This is a genomic window from Collinsella aerofaciens (genome assembly GCF_040910325.1).
Lineage (GTDB): Bacteria > Actinomycetota > Coriobacteriia > Coriobacteriales > Coriobacteriaceae > Collinsella > Collinsella aerofaciens_BL.
Window position 1 is genome coordinate 1 of sequence record NZ_JBDGAV010000031.1, and the last position, 17,318, is coordinate 17,318.

At 60.9% G+C, this 17,318-nt stretch carries 12 protein-coding genes; 5 read left to right on the plus strand and 7 right to left on the minus strand.

Going from position 1 to position 17,318, the window contains the following annotated elements; all coding sequences use genetic code 11:
* Window positions 1–155 precede the first annotated feature (155 nt).
* From AB5Z25_RS09720 to AB5Z25_RS09730, 3 genes are all read right to left on the minus strand, one after another.
* Window positions 156–1,619, minus strand: a complete 1,464-nt coding sequence (locus AB5Z25_RS09720) for an amino acid permease (protein WP_238022490.1) — start codon at window positions 1,617–1,619, stop codon at window positions 156–158.
* A gap of 153 nt (window positions 1,620–1,772) precedes the next feature.
* Entirely contained in the window at window positions 1,773–2,228 is a 456-nt protein-coding gene (locus AB5Z25_RS09725; RefSeq protein ID WP_346981714.1) for a NanQ anomerase/TabA/YiaL family protein, read from the minus strand.
* A gap of 3 nt (window positions 2,229–2,231) precedes the next feature.
* Entirely contained in the window at window positions 2,232–5,240 is a 3,009-nt protein-coding gene (locus AB5Z25_RS09730; protein ID WP_368135443.1) for a glycoside hydrolase family 2 TIM barrel-domain containing protein, read from the minus strand.
* 376 nt (window positions 5,241–5,616) lie between these two features.
* Between AB5Z25_RS09730 and AB5Z25_RS09735 the strand changes: the two genes are divergently transcribed.
* Window positions 5,617–6,633 (plus strand): LacI family DNA-binding transcriptional regulator, encoded by a 1,017-nt coding sequence (locus AB5Z25_RS09735; RefSeq protein WP_368135444.1) that lies wholly within the window; start codon window positions 5,617–5,619, stop codon window positions 6,631–6,633.
* 368 nt (window positions 6,634–7,001) lie between these two features.
* Here the strand turns inward: AB5Z25_RS09735 and aspS are convergent, their stop codons facing one another.
* Window positions 7,002–8,789: an aspartate--tRNA ligase gene (gene aspS / locus AB5Z25_RS09740; RefSeq protein ID WP_368135445.1), complete on the minus strand. Its 1,788-nt coding sequence runs from the start codon at window positions 8,787–8,789 to the stop codon at window positions 7,002–7,004.
* Between the two features lie 256 nt (window positions 8,790–9,045).
* On the opposite strand from aspS, the gene serB reads away from it, so the two are divergent.
* From serB to AB5Z25_RS09760, 4 genes are all read left to right on the plus strand, one after another.
* Window positions 9,046–9,681, plus strand: coding sequence for a phosphoserine phosphatase SerB (serB, locus tag AB5Z25_RS09745; RefSeq protein ID WP_055285969.1), 636 nt, complete (start codon window positions 9,046–9,048; stop codon window positions 9,679–9,681).
* Window positions 9,682–9,795: 114 nt separating this feature from the next.
* A complete protein-coding gene (gene larB, locus AB5Z25_RS09750) occupies window positions 9,796–10,578 on the plus strand; it encodes a nickel pincer cofactor biosynthesis protein LarB (RefSeq protein WP_368135446.1) in 783 nt (260 codons plus the stop codon).
* Window positions 10,579–10,588: 10 nt separating this feature from the next.
* Window positions 10,589–11,500 (plus strand): nickel pincer cofactor biosynthesis protein LarC, encoded by a 912-nt coding sequence (gene larC / locus AB5Z25_RS09755; protein WP_161115465.1) that lies wholly within the window; start codon window positions 10,589–10,591, stop codon window positions 11,498–11,500.
* A gap of 2 nt (window positions 11,501–11,502) precedes the next feature.
* Window positions 11,503–12,042, plus strand: a complete 540-nt coding sequence (locus AB5Z25_RS09760; RefSeq protein WP_368135448.1) for a TetR/AcrR family transcriptional regulator — start codon at window positions 11,503–11,505, stop codon at window positions 12,040–12,042.
* A gap of 319 nt (window positions 12,043–12,361) precedes the next feature.
* Here AB5Z25_RS09760 and larD read toward each other — a convergent pair whose 3' ends face one another.
* The 3 genes from larD to AB5Z25_RS09775 form a co-directional block, all read right to left on the minus strand.
* Window positions 12,362–13,093 (minus strand): D/L-lactic acid transporter LarD, encoded by a 732-nt coding sequence (larD, locus tag AB5Z25_RS09765; protein ID WP_055309665.1) that lies wholly within the window; start codon window positions 13,091–13,093, stop codon window positions 12,362–12,364.
* 49 nt (window positions 13,094–13,142) lie between these two features.
* Window positions 13,143–14,420 (minus strand): nickel-dependent lactate racemase, encoded by a 1,278-nt coding sequence (gene larA / locus AB5Z25_RS09770; RefSeq protein ID WP_022093875.1) that lies wholly within the window; start codon window positions 14,418–14,420, stop codon window positions 13,143–13,145.
* A 375-nt stretch (window positions 14,421–14,795) separates the two neighbouring features.
* The coding region (locus AB5Z25_RS09775; protein ID WP_368135449.1) for a phosphoenolpyruvate carboxylase at window positions 14,796–17,318 on the minus strand (2,523 nt) is incomplete at its 5' end.

A 17,318-nucleotide genomic window follows, 5' to 3' on the forward strand; every position in this document is an offset into this window, starting at 1 on the left:
AAGCCGTTTGTCTCCACCCGCATAGCGGGTGGGTTGAAGCTGGCCGCTGCGCGCCCAGCAGACTAAAGTCTTGAACACAAAAGGAGGGGCCTCGTAAGGCCCCTCCTTAGGAAAGGGAATCGATTTATTCCACAGCCGTAGATTAATCCTAGCCGCTACTCCATCATGTCGAGAACGGAGGGGCGAAGCTCGCTCTCGGCGGCCTCGGGATCGGTCTCGCGCAGGCGGTTGATGTAGCGGTTGTACCACATCACGGCAAGGCCCAGGAAGACAACCACGCCGCCAACGTTGTAGACCAGCGTCAGCCACAGAGGCTGATCAAGCGGAATGGTGCCGCAGATAAGCACGAAGCAGAAGACCACGAGCAGGAAGGCGGCAACGACCAGGCCAAAGCTGCGCGAGCCCATGCGGAAGCCACGGGGAGCAGCGTCGAAGTTCTTGCGCAGCATAAAGTAGGCAAGCAGGATCAGCAGCGGCGGGAGCAGAGCGGTGGCAGCCGTCATGTTGGTGACGATCATGAGCAGGTCGTCGAGGTTACCGGAGCCCAGGGCCGGGATGATCAGGATGGGGACGACGATGGCGAACTGCAGCCAAGCAGCGCGGGCAGGAATGCCATGCTCGTTGAGCTCGACGATCTTGCTACCAAAGACGCCCTTGGGGATCTCGGTGAAGAAAACCTTGATGGGAGCAGAGGTCCACATCATGAGGGAGCCCAGCGTGGCGGCGAGAAGGATCAAGCCGATGGCGCGCGTAGACACTTCCATGGGAATGCCAAAGTGGGCAAAGACAGCGCCGAATACGTCGAAGATACCGGTGGAGATGGCAACGCCGCCCTCGGGGATGAACAGGTTAACCAGCAGCGAAGCGCCTGCATACAGAAGGCCGATGGTCAGGCCGGCGATAACGACGGTGCGCACGAAGGCCTTGACGCCACCCTTAAGGTCGTTAAGGAACACGCCGACAGACTCAGCGCCGCCAACGCCCTGGATGATCCAGGCAAGCGTACCGAAGAAGCCCCACGCAGTTGCGAAGTTGCTCATGTCGGGAGCCATGTTAGCGGGAGTAGGAGCCGTAGCGAACTCAACGCCGCCAAAGGCAGCAGCCAGGGACAGCAGGATGAACACGGCGGTCAGGCCGAGAGCCGCGGTCGAACCGAAGGAGGAAATGGAGCCGATCCACTTAGCGCCCTTGGTCGAAACCCACGTGGCGATAGCAAAGACGACGATCTCGATAATGGTGATCCACAGCTGCGAAAGCTCGGCGTTGGCACCAAAGAACACGTAGCTCGCGTAGATGATGACGTTGGGCAGGACGGACGCAAAGAAGAACAGGTTAACGAACCAGTAGCTAAATGCCGTCAGGAACGCCCAGCGACCACCCATCGAGGTCTTAACCCATGCGTACACGCCAGACTCGGAGTCCTTGTTGAGGCCGACGAACTCGGCGGTAACCAGGGTATAGGGGACAAAGTACAAAAGCGTGGCGAAGAAGAACGACGGCGCAGCTGCCAAGCCGATGGCCGCGTTGTTGTTGATGATGTTCTTGATACCGAACACGGCGGCGACCGTCATGCCCAGCAGAGCGAACGAACCAATCGTTCCTCGTTTTTCAGAGCTCATAAGCCCTCCCAATCATCTGTTAAATGTCATCTAAAACCGTCCGAGCTGCAAGTGCAAACACGGACGGCGCACCTGCTAAGGGGAATGGGGAAAAGGGAGTCAACAAAGCCATCCCCCTTAACGGCGCGAAGCAAACGTCCAGGCGGACGAATACTACTTGTTGGGGAAGGAATAACCTTCGACTGTCACGTGCAGTACCACGACGCGGGGATCCGCGGCATCGGCCACGACACGGTAGGCCTCGTCAATTTCGACGACGGCAACGCCGCCGGCGGGAATCGTCACGGTCTCCCCCGTACCCTCAAAGCGCTCGCGATCATCGATATCGCTGTAGGCGCGGGTGCAGGTGAGGCCTGCCTTGGGGGCAACCTCGACAGTCAGGTCGCCGTCGAGCGGGGCGAGCACGGCATGATAGCGACGGTGACCGACCAGATCGGCGGTAGCCGCCTCGTGGGCGTTCACCCACCAATACACCAGCGAGTCGCCGATGGAGTACGCCACATCGTGCTGCAGTTCAGAAACGCCGTCGAGCGCCTGTCCGGTACGCATCCACTTCTTGACGGACTTCATCTGAGCGTCGAAATCGGCGCGCGAGTTAAAGACATGCATGACTTATGCCTCCTTAATGGGTGCCAGTGCCTGAGCCAGATCGGCAGACGTCAGCGGTCGCAGGGACACCTCAAAGCTGAAGCTCTCAAAACGGGTGCGATAGGAATCGAGCACCTCGGAACCCCAAGAGTTCGAACCAAGGCCGAGCAGCTGGTCGTTGATGTTGACCGTAACCGTGTCGCCCTTGACAAGGTCGTAGACGTGCTTGGCGTTATCGATGGCCTCGCAGCTATAGGGCCATGCCGAGAACGAGAACGGATTGGAGGCAGCGTCAGCCGGACGCGTCACCAGCACGCCGTCACCGTGGCTAGAGCGCAGGGCAACCCAGCGGGTACCCTCGCGGTTGGCACAATCCTGGGGCATGACATACGGCGTGAACATGTCGTCGACCGTAGTGCGGTAATGACCGACCGGGTTGGCGCGCAGCGAGTCCGGATAGTTCTCGCCCGGGCCGTGGCCATACCACTCGACGGCACGATCGCAACCGGGGACCTCAAAGGAGATGCCGATGCGCGGGATGATATCCGAGTAATCGCCGTAGGGCTCGCCGGAAACCTTGAGGTCGACGCGACCGCTCGGAAGCACGGTGTAGACAAGCTCGACGCGCATGCCGAACGCACGGACGGGAGGAGCAATGCGTTGGCTCACGGTAACGGCGACCGCATTGCCGTCCTGCTTCCAAGAAACCTTGCGGGTGGACGTCTGCATTACATCGATGAAGTTGTCCTTCCACAGGGAGTCGTACTCCTGGGCGTGGTTGTCGACGAGCGGATGCCAAAAACCAACCTGGGGGCCAGAGGCCATGACGTCGCGGCCGGATGCCTTCCACTCGCTCACGGTGCCGTTTACCTTGCTGAAGGTCAGCTCGCCGTTGAGGGAGTGAATGCGAATCTCCTGCTCGGTCTCCTCGACCGTAAGCTCAGGACGAGTGGGGGCCGCAATGGCCGGCGCCGGATGGTTTGCGATGGCAAACTGGTTTGCGCCCAGTTGGAACATCGGCTCGCACCAGACGTGAGCGGCCATGGTGTAGGCGCGCACAGTCAGCAGGGTCTCGCCTACCGCGGCCTCGCGAATCACCAGCGGAAGCTGGACGGACTCGCCGGGGGCAACCGCGCCGGGCATGAGCGTCTTGCGGCAGACCACGTCGCCGTCCACCAGGGTCTCGGCCGACAGGCAGACATCCTCGAGGGTGGTAAACCAACGCTTGTTAGTGACAGTCAGCTCGCCTGCCTCGGCGTCATAAGCCATGCGAACCGGGCAGATGACCTGACCATACTCAGTGAGGCCCGGACTCGGCTGCTGCCAGGGGAACACCATGCCATCGATGCAGAAGTTGCTGTTGTTGGGGTAGTCGCCGTTGTCGCCGCCATACATGTCGTAGGCAACGCCGTCCTCGGTCACAGCAGCCAGACCGTGGTCGCACCATTCCCAGATAAACTGGCCTTGGATGCAATCCCAGCGATCGAAGACCTCCTGGTACTCGGACAGGCCTCCGGGGCCATTGCCCATGGAGTGGCCGTACTCGCAGTTGATGCGCGGCTTGGGGAACGGATGCTCACCAAAGTCGTTCATCTGCGACACACGGGAGTACATCGTGGAAATGACATCGACGGTATCGGCGTTGCGGTCCTCCTCGTAATGGACCGGACGACCATCGAGCTCGTGAGCCTTGGCGTACATCGCGCGGATGTTGCAGCCATAGCCGCTCTCGTTGCCCATCGACCACATAATGATGCAGGCGTGGTTGCGCTCCTGCATCACCAAGCGCTCGACGCGGTCGACGTAGGCCGGCTCCCATGCCGGGTCGTCGGTGACCAGGGCGATATTGCCGATATTCTCGAAGCCATGGCTCTCCATATCGGTCTCGGCGACCAGCATGATGCCATACTCGTCGCACAGCTCGTAAAAGCGCGGGTCGTTGGCGTAGTGGGACGTGCGCACCGCGTTGATGTTGTGCTGCTTCATGAGCTCCAGGTCGCGGCGCATGCGATCGAGGCCCACGGCGCGGCCCTTGTGATCGTCGTGATCGTGGCGGTTGACGCCATGCATCTTAAAGTAGGTGCCGTTGAGGTAGATATGATTGCCCTCGACCGTCACCTCGGCAAGGCCCTGGCGATGCGGGACGTACTCGCTGACCTGGTCACCGTCGTAGACCTCAAACGTAAGGTCATAGAGGAAGGGGTCCTCGGGATTCCAGAAGTGGGCATCGGCAACGCTGTACTCGGCATGGCCGTCGACGCACTCACCCGTAGCCACCACGTTCTCGCCATCGCTGAGCGTAAACACAACGCGGGAAGCGTCCTCGGCAACCGTATCGAGCGTAATCAAAGCGGTATCGCCCTCGCGGTGCGTGCGGAACCTAAAGTCGACCAGGTGTGCGGCGGGACGCTGCATAAGGTACACATCGCGGAAGATGCCCGATGCCCACCACATGTCTTGGTCCTCGATATAGCTACCATCGCTGTACTGCAGAACCTTGACCGCAAACAGGTTGTCGCCCTCGACAAGCGCGTCGGTCACGTCGAACTCGGCAGACAGGCGCGAGCCCTTGGTCATGCCGATAAACTTGCCGTTGACGTACAGCTCGCCATAGCTCTCGATGCCGTCAAAGCGAATGATCTCGCGAGCGCCGGCAGGCACGGCGGGAAGATTGACGATGCGCTGGTACACGCCCGTGGGATCGTCAGAGGGAACGAGCGGCTGATCCACCGGGAACGGGAAACCCTCGTCGGTGTAGGCAAGGTTGCCATAGCCGTCCACCTGCCACAGGTGCGGAACCTCCACGTGATCCCACTCGGGCTCGTACGTGGAAAGCTCCTCGTTAGAGACGGCAGCAGGCCCCTCAAAGAGGCGGAACTGCCACGAGCCGGACAGCTGGACAAACCCGCGCGACAGCTCGCGGCTGTACGTAGCGGCGAGATCGGCGGTCTCGTAACCCATAAAGTACGCATGGGGTGCCAGGCGGTTCCTGTGGGTGAGCGCTTGGTTTTCCCAATCGTTAATGGCGTCCATGGTGATGCTCCTTCGTCATCGTAGTGATTCTTGTGCAACCGGTTGTCCTTATCTTACGGGCGATGCAAAAAACTGTGCAACCGGTTGTCCGCTGAACGGTCGATTTGGTCAGGTTAACGGTGCAACCGGTTGTACAACCGCGACACTTATGTCACCCTGAGTATCGAAACTCAGCGCAAGACATCGTTCTTAAGCTCGTAGGCAACCGCCACGCCCGCTGATATCTCACCCATACGATACGTATTCGATTGTGGCTTGGTTGCAAAACGACACCGGTCACCGGATACCATGAACGCTGTTCAGGCGCACTATAGTAAGCTGTATCCGCACCAACCCGTATCAGCGACAACATCGACCGCATTCTCCAGGAGACGCCATGACCCAACCAGTTCGCACCGCACCTACGCTTGCCGAGGTTGCCGCAGCTGCCGGCGTGTCGCGCTCCACGGCATCGCGCGCTCTCAACGATTCGCCCCGCATTAGCGAGGAAACCAAAAGGCGCGTCCGCGCGGCGGCCAAGGAAGTCAATTTTGTCCCCAACGCTCGTGGCCGAGCGCTCGCTGTCGGGCGCACGGAAATCATCGCCGTGCTCGTGACCGAGCCCCTAAGTGAACTCTTCAGCGACCCCACCTATAGCGAGTTTTTGAGCGGCATTACCGAGGAACTGTCGGAGTCGTCCTATCTGCCCGTTATCTTGCAGGCGTCTTCTACGCATGAGCGCAACCGCGCACGCGAGCACTTTGAGCGCCGCTCGTTCGACGCCGTGATCGACGTCTCCCCCTACAAGGGCAGCGAGCTGCTCGAGGTGCTGCGCGAGCTGGGCGTACCCACCGTGTTGTGCGGCCAGCTCGAGGGCCACCCCTATCGCGATGTGTTCTCGACAGTCTACTCTGACGACGAAGAGGGCGGACACTTTGCGGCACTCGCCATGAAGGAACGCGGGCGCAAAGATATCGTCGCCGTGTTGGGACCGCAAGACAACCCCGCTGTTGTCGACCGCCTGCGCGGCTACCGTGCCGTCTTGGGCGAAGACCTCCCAGACGCAAACGTTATCTATACCGGCTGGAACAACGGAGACGGCTATCAGGCCATGCACCAGATCCTCGCGCGCGAGATTGCTTTCGATGGCGTGCTCTGCGGATCGGACCGTATCGCGGCTGGCGTCATCACCGCGCTCAACGAGGCAGGCCTATCCGTTCCTGCGGACGTTTCTGTCGTCGGCTTCGACGATCACGAGATTGCGGCGCGCTGTGTCCCCGCGCTCACGACCGTCCGTCAGCCCCTGCGCGAAGAAGGCCACATGGCCGCCAACATTGCGCTCGACATGATCAAGGGTGCCGAGCCCACCACCTCCGTGATGCACATGCAGCTGATCCAGAGAGACTCGCTATAAAAAAACTGGGGCAGTCTTTCCGCCAGACAATTGTTGCGGAAAGACTGCCCCGTTTTGAGCGCTCATTCTGGGTCACAGTTTCCGTTAGACAGCTCAACCGGAAAGTGCGTCCCGTTATTTGGCTGGAGTCTGGGTCGCAGTTTCCCAAAGGGCTCTGTTTGGGAAACCGCGACCCGCTCTGAACGCAAATTCCGGGTTTCAGTTTCCGCGGAACGACCCTAGCGGAAAGCTCATCCCATTCCAGACGCAGATTCCGGGACGCACTTTCCGCGACGCCCGGTCATCCCAAGCCCTCACAATCTCGGCGCATAAAAAACGAGGAAAGGCACACGTCCTTCCCTCGTTGCAAGCAATATGTAGCCGCTCGCCTACATCAGGCGCAGGCTGACGTCCTTGAGCTGGGCGCCGCTAACGGCACTCGGGGCGCCCGACATAAGGTCGGAGCCGCTGGCCGTCTTGGGAAACGCCATGACGTCGCGGATGGAGTCGGAACCGGCGAGCAGCATGCACACGCGGTCCAGGCCCAGAGCGAAACCGCCCATCGGGGGCGCACCAAACTTGAGGGCCTCCATGAGGAAGCCAAACTGAGACTCGGCGCGCTCCTCGGTAAAGCCCAGGAGCTTGAGCATGGACATCTGCATCTCGGCGTTGTGGATACGCATACCGCCACCGCCGGCCTCAAAGCCGTCCATGACAAAGTCGTAGGTGCACGAACCGGCCGCCAGCGGATCGGCCTCGATCTTGGCGATGTCGGTCTCGGTCGGCAGGGTAAAGGGCTGATGCTCGGCAGCATAGGCCTTGCGGTCCTCGTCCCAATGGAACAGCGGGAAATTGACGACCCACAGGAAGTCGTGGCCCTCGCGCTTGATCTCGAGTGCGTTGGCCATGTGCGAACGCATGCCGCCCAGGATCTCGTCGGAGAGCAGGCGCGGGCCGGCGGCGAACATCACAAGGTCGCCGGGCTCGACGTCCATGCGCTCGCGCAGAGCGGCCATCTCCTCGTCCGAGAAGAACTTGACGATGGGGCTGTTGATGGAGCCGTCCTCGCGGAAGGCGATCCATGCCAGGCCCTTGGCGCCAAACGTGGAGGCCACGCCGGCGAGCTTATCGATCTTGGCACGTGCCCAGGCACCGGCGCCCTTGGCGTTGATGGCCTTGACGACGGAGCCCTCCTCGTTTGCGGCAGTCGCAAAGACCTTGAACTTGGAGTTGGCAAAGATGTCGGTCAGGTCGACCAGGTGCATGCCATAGCGGGTATCGGGCTTGTCGGAGCCATAGGTGTCCATGGCATCCCAGTAGTTCATACGACGCAGCGGCGTGGGCATCTCGACACCCATGCGGCCGAAGGCATCGGCAAGAACCTCTTCGAGCGCGCTCATGACATCGTTCTGGTCCACGAAGGACATCTCGATATCGACCTGAGTGAACTCGGGCTGGCGGTCGGCACGCAGGTCCTCGTCGCGGAAGCACTTGGCAACCTGGTAGTAGCGCTCGACGCCACCGACCATGAGCAGCTGCTTCAGGAGCTGCGGGGACTGCGGCAGGGCGTAGAAGTTACCCGGCTGGATGCGGCTGGGGACGATGAAGTCGCGGGCGCCCTCGGGCGTGGACTTGAACAGGGAGGGCGTCTCGACCTCCATGAACTCACGGTTGTGCAGCGCCTCGCGAATGGCAAAGGTGAAGTCGGAGCGCAGCTTGAGGTTGGCCATCATTTCGGGACGACGGAGGTCCAGATAGCGATAGCGCAGGCGGGTGTCCTCGCTGGTCTCGATGCCGTCCTCGATCTGGAACGGCGGGGTGACGGACGTGTTGAGCACCTCGGCGTGGTCGGTCAGGACCTCAATCTCGCCGGTCGCGAGCTTGGTGTTGGTGGTCTCCTCGCCACGGGAGCGCACGACGCCGTGGATCTTGATGGGCCACTCGGGACGCATGGTCTCGGCGATCTTAAAGGCGTCGCCGTCGGAGTGCTCGGGGTCGAAGGTGAGCTGCGTGATGCCCTCGCGGTCGCGAAGGTCGCAGAAAATAAGGCCGCCGTGGTCACGGCGACGGCTCACCCAACCGGTGAGGGTGACCTCTTCGCCCACGTTCTCGCGGCGAAGCTCGCCGCAGGTACGGGTGTGCATGGAATGCTCGTCGATGGGACGGGTCTGGCTCATACCAGTGATCCTCCTTTATGGATCTGTGCCGCCCCGTGTCGTTCCGGGCGGCGTCGTACAGATTTGCCCAGCCTGCGTAAACCGCGCAGCCAGACATGGCGTTCTATCTTATCGCACCTGTGTCGATGTGCCGCGGAAAAGTGGCTCCTGCCCAAAGACTTGACGGAGACGAAACAATTGATGCGTCGCGGCACCCGTCTGCACGCGTCACGTGCGACAATATGCCCCAATAAAACAGCACTTGGAAAGGCCCGTCATGACTGCACGGCTCATTGTTATGGATATCGACTCCACGCTCATCAACCAGGAGGTCATCGACCTGTTGGGCGAGGAGGCCGGCGTAGGCGAGCAAGTGGCGAAGATCACTGAGCGCGCCATGCGCGGCGAACTGGACTTTAAGCAGGCGCTCGAGGAGCGCGTGGGGCTGCTTGCCGGCTTGGACGAGAGTGTGTTCGAGCGTACCTTTGAGCGCGTGACGTTTACTCCTGGCGCGCTGGAGCTTGTGCGCTCAGCGCACAGCAAGGGCTGGAAGGTCGGCGTGGTAAGCGGCGGCTTCCATGAGGTGGCCGACAAGATCGTGGCCGCCGCGGGCATCGATTTTTGCCTGGCTAACCGCCTAGAGGTCGTGGACGGCAAGCTCACCGGTAAGCTGGCGGCAGACATCGTGACCAAGGAATCCAAGCTCATCCAGCTGCTGGATTGGGCGGTTGAGTGCGGTGTCGACATGGCCCACACCGTCGCGATCGGTGACGGCGCCAACGACATCCCCATGATTCAGGCCGCGGGCACGGGCATCGCGTTTTGCGCCAAGCCCAAGACGCGCGAAGCCGCCCCGTTTGCCATCGATGAGCGCAACCTGATGCTCGCCATGGACATCATCCTGCGCGACTAGTCGATCCTTCTAACAAGAGAATCAGTCTGTCCTATAGTTTCCGAACAATTTTGTCTTAGTGTTCGGAAACATACCCTTTGAGTGCTAGACTTTGCGCCGTCGAAGGGAACATATATGGATAAGCGAGATCTTGAGCAATTGCTGAGCGATGTTGCCGGCGGAGTAGTCACCCCGGCAGTCGCCCTCACGCGCCTCCAGACGGCGCCAACCGCCGATCTGGGTTTTGCGCAGCTCGATCTTTCGCGCGGAGTGCGCCAGGGAGCCGGCGAGGTTGTCTACGGTGCCGGTAAAACCGCCGAGCAAATTGCCGCCATTATCAAAGCATTACTCGATGCAGGCCAGGAGCGCATCCTGGTCACACGCTTAGATGCCGAAAAAGCCGCGCGCACCGCTGAGCTTCTCGTCAGCGACATCGACCTGGGATATGTCCCGGACGCACAGCTCGCCCTCGTGGGCGGTAAGCCCTCCCCTACCGGCAACGGACGCATCGTCGTCGCCTGCGCCGGCACGAGCGACCTGCCCGTCGCCGAGGAAGCCGCATTGACGGCCGAATTCTATGGCAACGAGGTCGACCGCCTCTACGACGTGGGTGTCGCCGGCCTGCACCGTCTACTCGCGCATGCCGAGGAGCTTGCCCAGGCACAGGTGGTCATCGCCATTGCCGGCATGGAGGGCGCACTGGCGAGCGTTGTCGGCGGCCTGGTGAGCTGTCCGGTCATCGCCGTTCCCACCAGCGTGGGTTACGGCGCGAGCTTTGGTGGCGTAGCCGCGCTGCTCGCCATGCTCAACTCCTGCGCCAGCGGCGTTTCGGTCGTCAATATCGACAACGGCTTTGGCGCCGCCTACCAGGCAAGTCTTATTAATCATCTGAACGCCGGCACGTCTCGCGCCCGTTAAGGAGCATTTCATGTCTAACCATCAGCACACGCTTATCATCGACGGCACCTCGGGCATCAGCGGCGATATGACCGTCGCGGCCCTGCTCGACCTGGGCGCCAGCGAGGAGCACCTGCGCGAACAGCTCGCCACACTGCCGGTCGACGGCTTTACGATCGCCGTCACGCGCGTAAACAAGCATGGCATCGACGCCTGCGATTTCGACGTTCAGCTGGCAGAAGAGCTCGAGAACCACGACCACGACATGGCATGGCTCTACGGCAACGAAGCAGCTGCCGAGCACACGCACGAGCACGAGCACCACCATCATGACCATGACGAGCATGAGCACTGCCATGAGCATGATCATGAGACCCACGGCCATGGCCACGAGGGTCACCATCACGCCCACCACCATCACCACCGTTCTTTGGCGGACGTCACCGCCATCATCGACGGCTCGCAGTTAAGCGATGGCGCCAAGCGTCGTGCGCACGCCATCTTTACCGCGCTCGCCGCCTCCGAGGCCAAGGCCCACGGCAAAACGCCCGAGACCGTCATGTTCCACGAGGTAGGCGCCGTCGATTCCATCGTCGACGTCTGCTCTGTCGCCATCTGCCTCGATGACCTGGGCATCGAGGATATTGTCGTCGAGTCGCTCTCCGAGGGCCACGGCACCATCCACTGTGCCCACGGCCTCATGCCCATTCCCGTCCCCGCTGTCGTCAACCTGTGCCAGGCGGGCAATATCGCCCTCACGCCTGCACCGGTCGCCGGCGAGCTCGTGACGCCCACGGGCGCCGCCATCGTCACCGCGCTGTGTACGTCCGACCAACTGCCCTCACGCTACCGCATCGAAGCCGTCGGCTACGGCGCTGGCAAGCGCCCCTACGAGGGTTGCTCCGGTACGCTCCGCTGCCTGCTCGTTCACGCGGACGCATAGCCATGGATGCCCGCAAGGCAAAAAGCCGCGCTGCCATCGTTTCGGCGTTCTCCGAGCTGCTGCGCGAAGAGGACTACGGCAAGATCACCGTCGGCGACATCATCGCGCGCGCCCACGTAGGCCGCGCGACATTCTACGGCCTCTTTAAGAGCAAAGACGACCTACTGTCCGAGCTCGTGAGCGACATCTGCACCCACGCCCTCGACGACGATGGTACGCCGCTCGACGACCCACTCGTGCAAGTCGAGCATATCCTCAACAACCTCTGGGAACGCCGTCAGGGCGTTCGAGCCCTCGTAGCCGGCGCCGGCTCACGCGTCTTCGCCGACTGCCTCCGCAAGACCATCATGTCGCGCTCAGCCGAAACCGTCCCCGTCGACCCCGCAGGCCCCGCCGCCACCATGGACCGCAGCTTCTTACTACACCACATAGCCTCAAGCTTCGTAGGAATGGTCCAATGGTGGGCCTGGCACAACTTCCAAGCAGCCAAAGCCGACGTAGCCAAAGACTACCTATCAGCCATTAAGCCTCTCTTCAACTGAGTAAACCCCTCATCCCAAAGTTCCGACCTCATCTCAAAGCGCCGCCCCAACCCAAAGCACAATCCATCCCAAAGTGTCGACAGAAGCCCAACGCCCCTACCAGCAACAAGCCCCTCCCATCCAAATTCAGATATATATTGGGTTGCTTGTACGAACGCAACAAAGATCCCGCAGCTGTCCGCATGGGGTAACTTCCCAGCGCATTCCGCAGGACGCAAAAAGGCTCGCCGCACGAAGTGCGCAGCGAGCCTTTTTGCATGTCCGAGGACGCGCTGGGAAGTTACCCCATGCGGCCAGCGGACAACTATGTAGCCTCAGACTAGAACATGCCCAAGAAACCATGCACAAACAGCGCGGCCAGAGCGGCACCGACAAACGGAGCGATGCCAGGAACAAGCAGGCCATACTTCCAGTTGTTGTCGGCCTTGTTCTTGATCGGCAGCACCTGATAGGCCATGCGAGGACCAAGGTCACGAGCCTGGTTCATGGCGAAGCCAGTAATGCCGCCCATGCCCATGCCAACAGCCCAAACGATCAGACCGACGCAGATAGCGAGCATCAAAACGTTCTCGCCGGCACGGCTAGCGGTAGCCAGGATGGCGCTGATGAACACAAAGGTGCAGATAGCCTCGCAGAAGAAGTTGCGGGCATAGTTGGTGCCCTCGGTGGTGGGGTTGGTCGAGAAGATGTTGCGCTGGGCAATAGGGTCGACGACGCCGTCGGAAGCCTTGAACTCATCGGCATACATCAACCACGCGATCACGGCGCCCACAAAGCCGCCGAGCATATCGGCAATCATGAAGGGGATGCAGCTGCTCCACGGCACCAGGCCCACGATGCACTGGGCAAGCACCATGGCGGGGTTCATGCACACGGCGCCGCCAAAGATAAACAAGGCGACCGAGATGCCAAAAGACCAGGTGGTGATGGCAAACATGTGGCCGGAGCCCTGATACTTGGTGCCCTTAAGCACGGTATCGCAGTGCACGCCCACGCCAAAGATGATCATGAGGGCCGTTGCGCCGAATTCGCAGAGGAGTTTGGTAAGCATAAAACCTTATCTTTCTTGTCGGTTATAAACGGTTCGTTTAGGCCGCGTACTAGTGCTGTGCGACGACAACGCCCAGGCCATCGGGAATGACGGCCACCTTGGCATCGGCACCCTTCATCTCAAAGGCGAGCTTGAGCGCCTCATCGAGGGTGTTGACCGGCGTCATGTGCATATCCTTGATCATCTGGTGATCGCACAGGTCGGTGACCATGATCACAGGGTGATGCGCCAGGATGCGGGCAAAGATCTGGCTCGTCCACTGGTCGGGCAGGGTCTCGTCCTTAGGACGGTCGATGCAGGCACGCTCAAACTCCGCCGGATCGTTGTCGGCGATGTTGTGATAGAAGCCCTCGCCACCGTGACCGTCGGCACAGCCGGCGACGTCGATGATCACACCGCCCTCGGGAAGCGTAGCCTCGGCAGAGCACATGCCCTTCACGGCCTGGTAGATGTTCTGGTCGAGCGGGTAGCCGCCGTTAGTGGTGATGGCAATCTCGCACTCAACGGGCTCAACGCCGGCAAGGCTCTTCACGAACTCACAGCCGGCCTCGTGCGCCTTGTGAATGTCGCCGGCAAAGGAGCCGATGACCTCGTGCTTGCCGTTGAGCACCACGTTAAGCACAAAGGCAAGGTGAGCCATCTCGGCAGCGGCAAACATGTCCTCGCTCACGTGGTTGTGGCACAGGTTGCCGGCACGCGAGTGGGAATCATTCACAAACTGACCGTTGTGGTTGTACATGATGGTCTTGTAGCTGGCGATGCCAGGCAGGACGGACTTGCGGCTACCAGAGAAACCGGCAAAGAAGTGCGGCTCAATAAAGCCCTCGGCAAGCAGCAGATCACAATCGGCGGCAATCTTGTTGATGATGCACTCGCCACCAGAAGGCAGGGTGCCAATCTTTTTCATCATGCTGTCGTCAGTCGCGACGTGCATAACGATTTCCTCGTTGGCAACGATCTCCTCGCCGTACTTGTTGACGAGCTCCTCGTGCGTCGACGGACGATGCATACCCGTAGCAACCAGAATACGCACGCGAGCCTCGGGCGCAGCAGAATGGATGTGATGCAGCAGAATAGGCATCGTCACACGCGAGGGAACGGGACGCGTATGATCGGAGCTAATGATGACAATATCCTTCTTGCCAGCACAAAGCTCCTCGAGCGAAGGCGAGCCATAAGGGTTGGCAAGCGACTCCTCCACCAGCTCTTCCTGCGATTTTGTAGTCTTAAACTCGTTTTGATGACCTTCCATCACACCCGCAAAGTTCTTATCCTCGAGCTCCAGATGCAACGTCTTGTGGTCAAACGGCAGTTCACATTCAAACAATGACGAGCGCCCTCTTCCTTTTCAACTGACACACTAGATAAACCGTTGGAAGGATACGCCGCTCACCGAAAAACACCACCGTCCACCGACTCATTAACACAACGTTCATATTTGCCCCATAACAAAACGGCCGCGATCCCAAACGGGACCGCAGCCGCTACAGTCGCAAGGCGCGAAGCGCACCATTCTTCTCCTCAGCTTTAATCCCAGAAGACCGAGGACGAAGAGACCCGATGGGTTTCCCTCTGAATGCATACCGCAGCACGAAGCCCCCTTATCCGCAGCTCCGAAGGAGCAGGATAAGGGGGCTTCAAGTGCGAGGACGCATTCAGAGGGAAACCCATCGGGTCCCGGTGAGAGCCACAGGGCTATCGATTACCCCGTGTTCTGCAATCCTGCCGAGACGCCGGTCACAGTCGAAAGAATCAGGCTCATGTACTCGGCCTTCTTCTCCTCGGCCATCTCGTCCTGGTTCATACGCACCTCGCGAAGGGCGCGGACCTGGGCGATGGACAGGGCGTCGACGTAGGGGTTACGTACACGGACGGCGCAGCCGAGCACGCGACGGCGCTGCAGCGGCCACTCGTCACCGACGATGGCAAGGACCCACTTACGCGTGAGCTGCATCTCGGTAAAGACCTTCTCGGACAGATCCTGGCGGTCGCCCAGGTGCAGATACATCTTGGCGATGCGCTGGTCGGTCTTGGCGATCGACATCTCGATGTTGTCGATAAAGGTGCGGAAGAACGGCCACTCCTGGTAGGCAGCCTTGAGCTGGTCAAGATCGCCAAGCTGCTCGCAGGCGGTGCCCAGACCGTACCAAGCGGCCAGGTTAATGCGCGCCTGGCTCCAGCTGAAGATCCACGGGATGGTACGCAGGTCATCGAGCGACTTGGCGCCCAGACCGCGCTTGGCGGGACGCGAGCCGATCGGCAGCAGACCGACCTCGGTCAGCGGCGTCACGGTCGAGAACCACGGTGTAAAGTCCTCGGTGTTCAGCAGGTCCAGATAGCGTTCGTGGCTTGCAGTGTTGAGCTTCTCGGCCATATCCCAGAACTTCTGCGTGGTCTCGGTGTTGGTCTTCTCGACACTCGGGGCCGACTGCAAAAGCGTTGCGGCGGCAACGGACTCAACATGGCGCTGAGCCAGCGTGCGGTTGCCGTAACGGGCAAAGATGACTTCGCCCTGCTCGGTGAGCTTAAAGAAGCAGTTGACCGAACCCTTGGGCTGCGCCAGCACGGCCTTGTTGGCCGGGCCGCCGCCACGGCCCACGGCACCGCCGCGACCGTGCATGAGCACCAGGTCGATATCGTTCTTCTCTGCCCACTTGGCGATGCGCTCCTGCGCGGAGTGCAGCGCGAGCATGGCCGTGGTAGGACCGGCATCCTTGGAAGAGTCGGAATAGCCCAGCATGACCTCCATGCGGCGGTTGGTCTGGGCAAGGCGCTTTTGCACCACGGGCAGCGTAAGCATCTGGTCGAGCACGTCAACGCAGCCCTCGAGGTCCTCGAGCTGCTCGAACAGCGGGATCACGTCGAGCTCGGGAACGTCTTCCTCGTGTGCGAAGGACAGGTGGGCCAGCTCAAAGACGTCGGCCACATGCTGGGCACTCTTGGTAAACGAGATGATGTAGCGGTGCGCCATCTTCTTGCCGTAGCGCTTTTGGATGGAGCCGATAGCGCGGAAGGTATCGATGACCTCGCGCGTCATAGGCTGCAGATCGCCATGGATACCGTTCTCGTGGATATCCTTGAGGGCGCGGGCGTGCACCACGGAGTGCTGACGGAACTCCATCTCGACCATGTGGAAGCCGAAGGACTCGACCTGCCAGATGATGGTTTGGACCGGACCGTAGGCGGCACGGACGGCACCGCAGGCAGCAAGCGAACGCTGGACGACGCGCAGGTCATCCAGGAACTCGTCGGCGCTGTGGTACATGGTGTCGGTGATGCGGCGCACGGTGGCGTTCAGGCGGTCGGCCATGACGAGCATGACGGCGCGATGCGGCTCGTGCTCGGAGATCAGCTCGGCGCGGGCCGTGTAACGAGGGCTCATCTCGACCTGATGGTTCCACAGGTTAATGAGCTCGGCAGAAGGCTTGCTGTAGGTGGCCTCGAGCGTGAGGTTGTGGCCGATGCGGCGGCACTTGTCCTCGAGCTTGAGCACCATGTGAGTGAAGTACTTGGCGGCGACTTCGCGGCTCACCTTGGCGGTGACGTTGGGGTTGCCGTCGCGGTCGGAGCCGATCCAGCTGCCGGGATGGAAGAACGCCGGGCACAGCGGCGGCACGGTACCGGCCTTGTCGCCCAGCACCCAGTCGTCAAAACGACGGTAGATGACGGGGATAACGTCGAACAGCGTGTTATCGAAGATGTCGATGATGGTATCGGCTTCCTCGACCGGCGTGGGCTTCTTGAGCGCGATGGGGCTCGTACGCACCAGGGCGTCGATCTCCTGCAGCATATGGCGCTCGTTCTCCACCAGGTCGGAGCCGCCCAAACGCGGACGCTCCTCCAGCAGGTTGGAGATACGGCGAATCTTGCCCTCGACGGCCTTACGACGGGCCTCGGTGGGATGTGCGGTAAAGACAGGGTGGAACTCGAGCTTGCCGAGCAGCTCATTGGCACCCTCGACGCCCATCTCGTTTACCAACTGGTGATAGGCGACGGTGAGTTCGTTGGCGGGATCGACCTCGGTATCGGTCGATGCGCCGGCCTCGCGCTCGCGCAGCTGCGCCACACGGTAGTTCTCCTCCGACAGGTTTGCCAAGTGGAAGAAGCTCGTAAAGGCGCGAACGATGACCTGCTGCTTATCAAGCGGCAGGCTGTCAATCAAATCGACGACTTCGCGAAACGCCACGGCGGTGGGCTCGTCGGCAGTGGGCACGCCCTGTTCGTC

Coding starts and splice junctions, on each gene's coding strand:
- AB5Z25_RS09720 (WP_238022490.1), bottom strand. CDS start 1,619: ATGAGCTCTGAAAAACGAGGAACGATTGGTTCGTTCGCTCTGCTGGGC.
- AB5Z25_RS09725 (WP_346981714.1), bottom strand. CDS start 2,228: ATGCATGTCTTTAACTCGCGCGCCGATTTCGACGCTCAGATGAAGTCC.
- AB5Z25_RS09730 (WP_368135443.1), bottom strand. CDS start 5,240: ATGGACGCCATTAACGATTGGGAAAACCAAGCGCTCACCCACAGGAAC.
- AB5Z25_RS09735 (WP_368135444.1), top strand. CDS start 5,617: ATGACCCAACCAGTTCGCACCGCACCTACGCTTGCCGAGGTTGCCGCA.
- aspS (WP_368135445.1), bottom strand. CDS start 8,789: ATGAGCCAGACCCGTCCCATCGACGAGCATTCCATGCACACCCGTACC.
- serB (WP_055285969.1), top strand. CDS start 9,046: ATGACTGCACGGCTCATTGTTATGGATATCGACTCCACGCTCATCAAC.
- larB (WP_368135446.1), top strand. CDS start 9,796: ATGGATAAGCGAGATCTTGAGCAATTGCTGAGCGATGTTGCCGGCGGA.
- larC (WP_161115465.1), top strand. CDS start 10,589: ATGTCTAACCATCAGCACACGCTTATCATCGACGGCACCTCGGGCATC.
- AB5Z25_RS09760 (WP_368135448.1), top strand. CDS start 11,503: ATGGATGCCCGCAAGGCAAAAAGCCGCGCTGCCATCGTTTCGGCGTTC.
- larD (WP_055309665.1), bottom strand. CDS start 13,093: ATGCTTACCAAACTCCTCTGCGAATTCGGCGCAACGGCCCTCATGATC.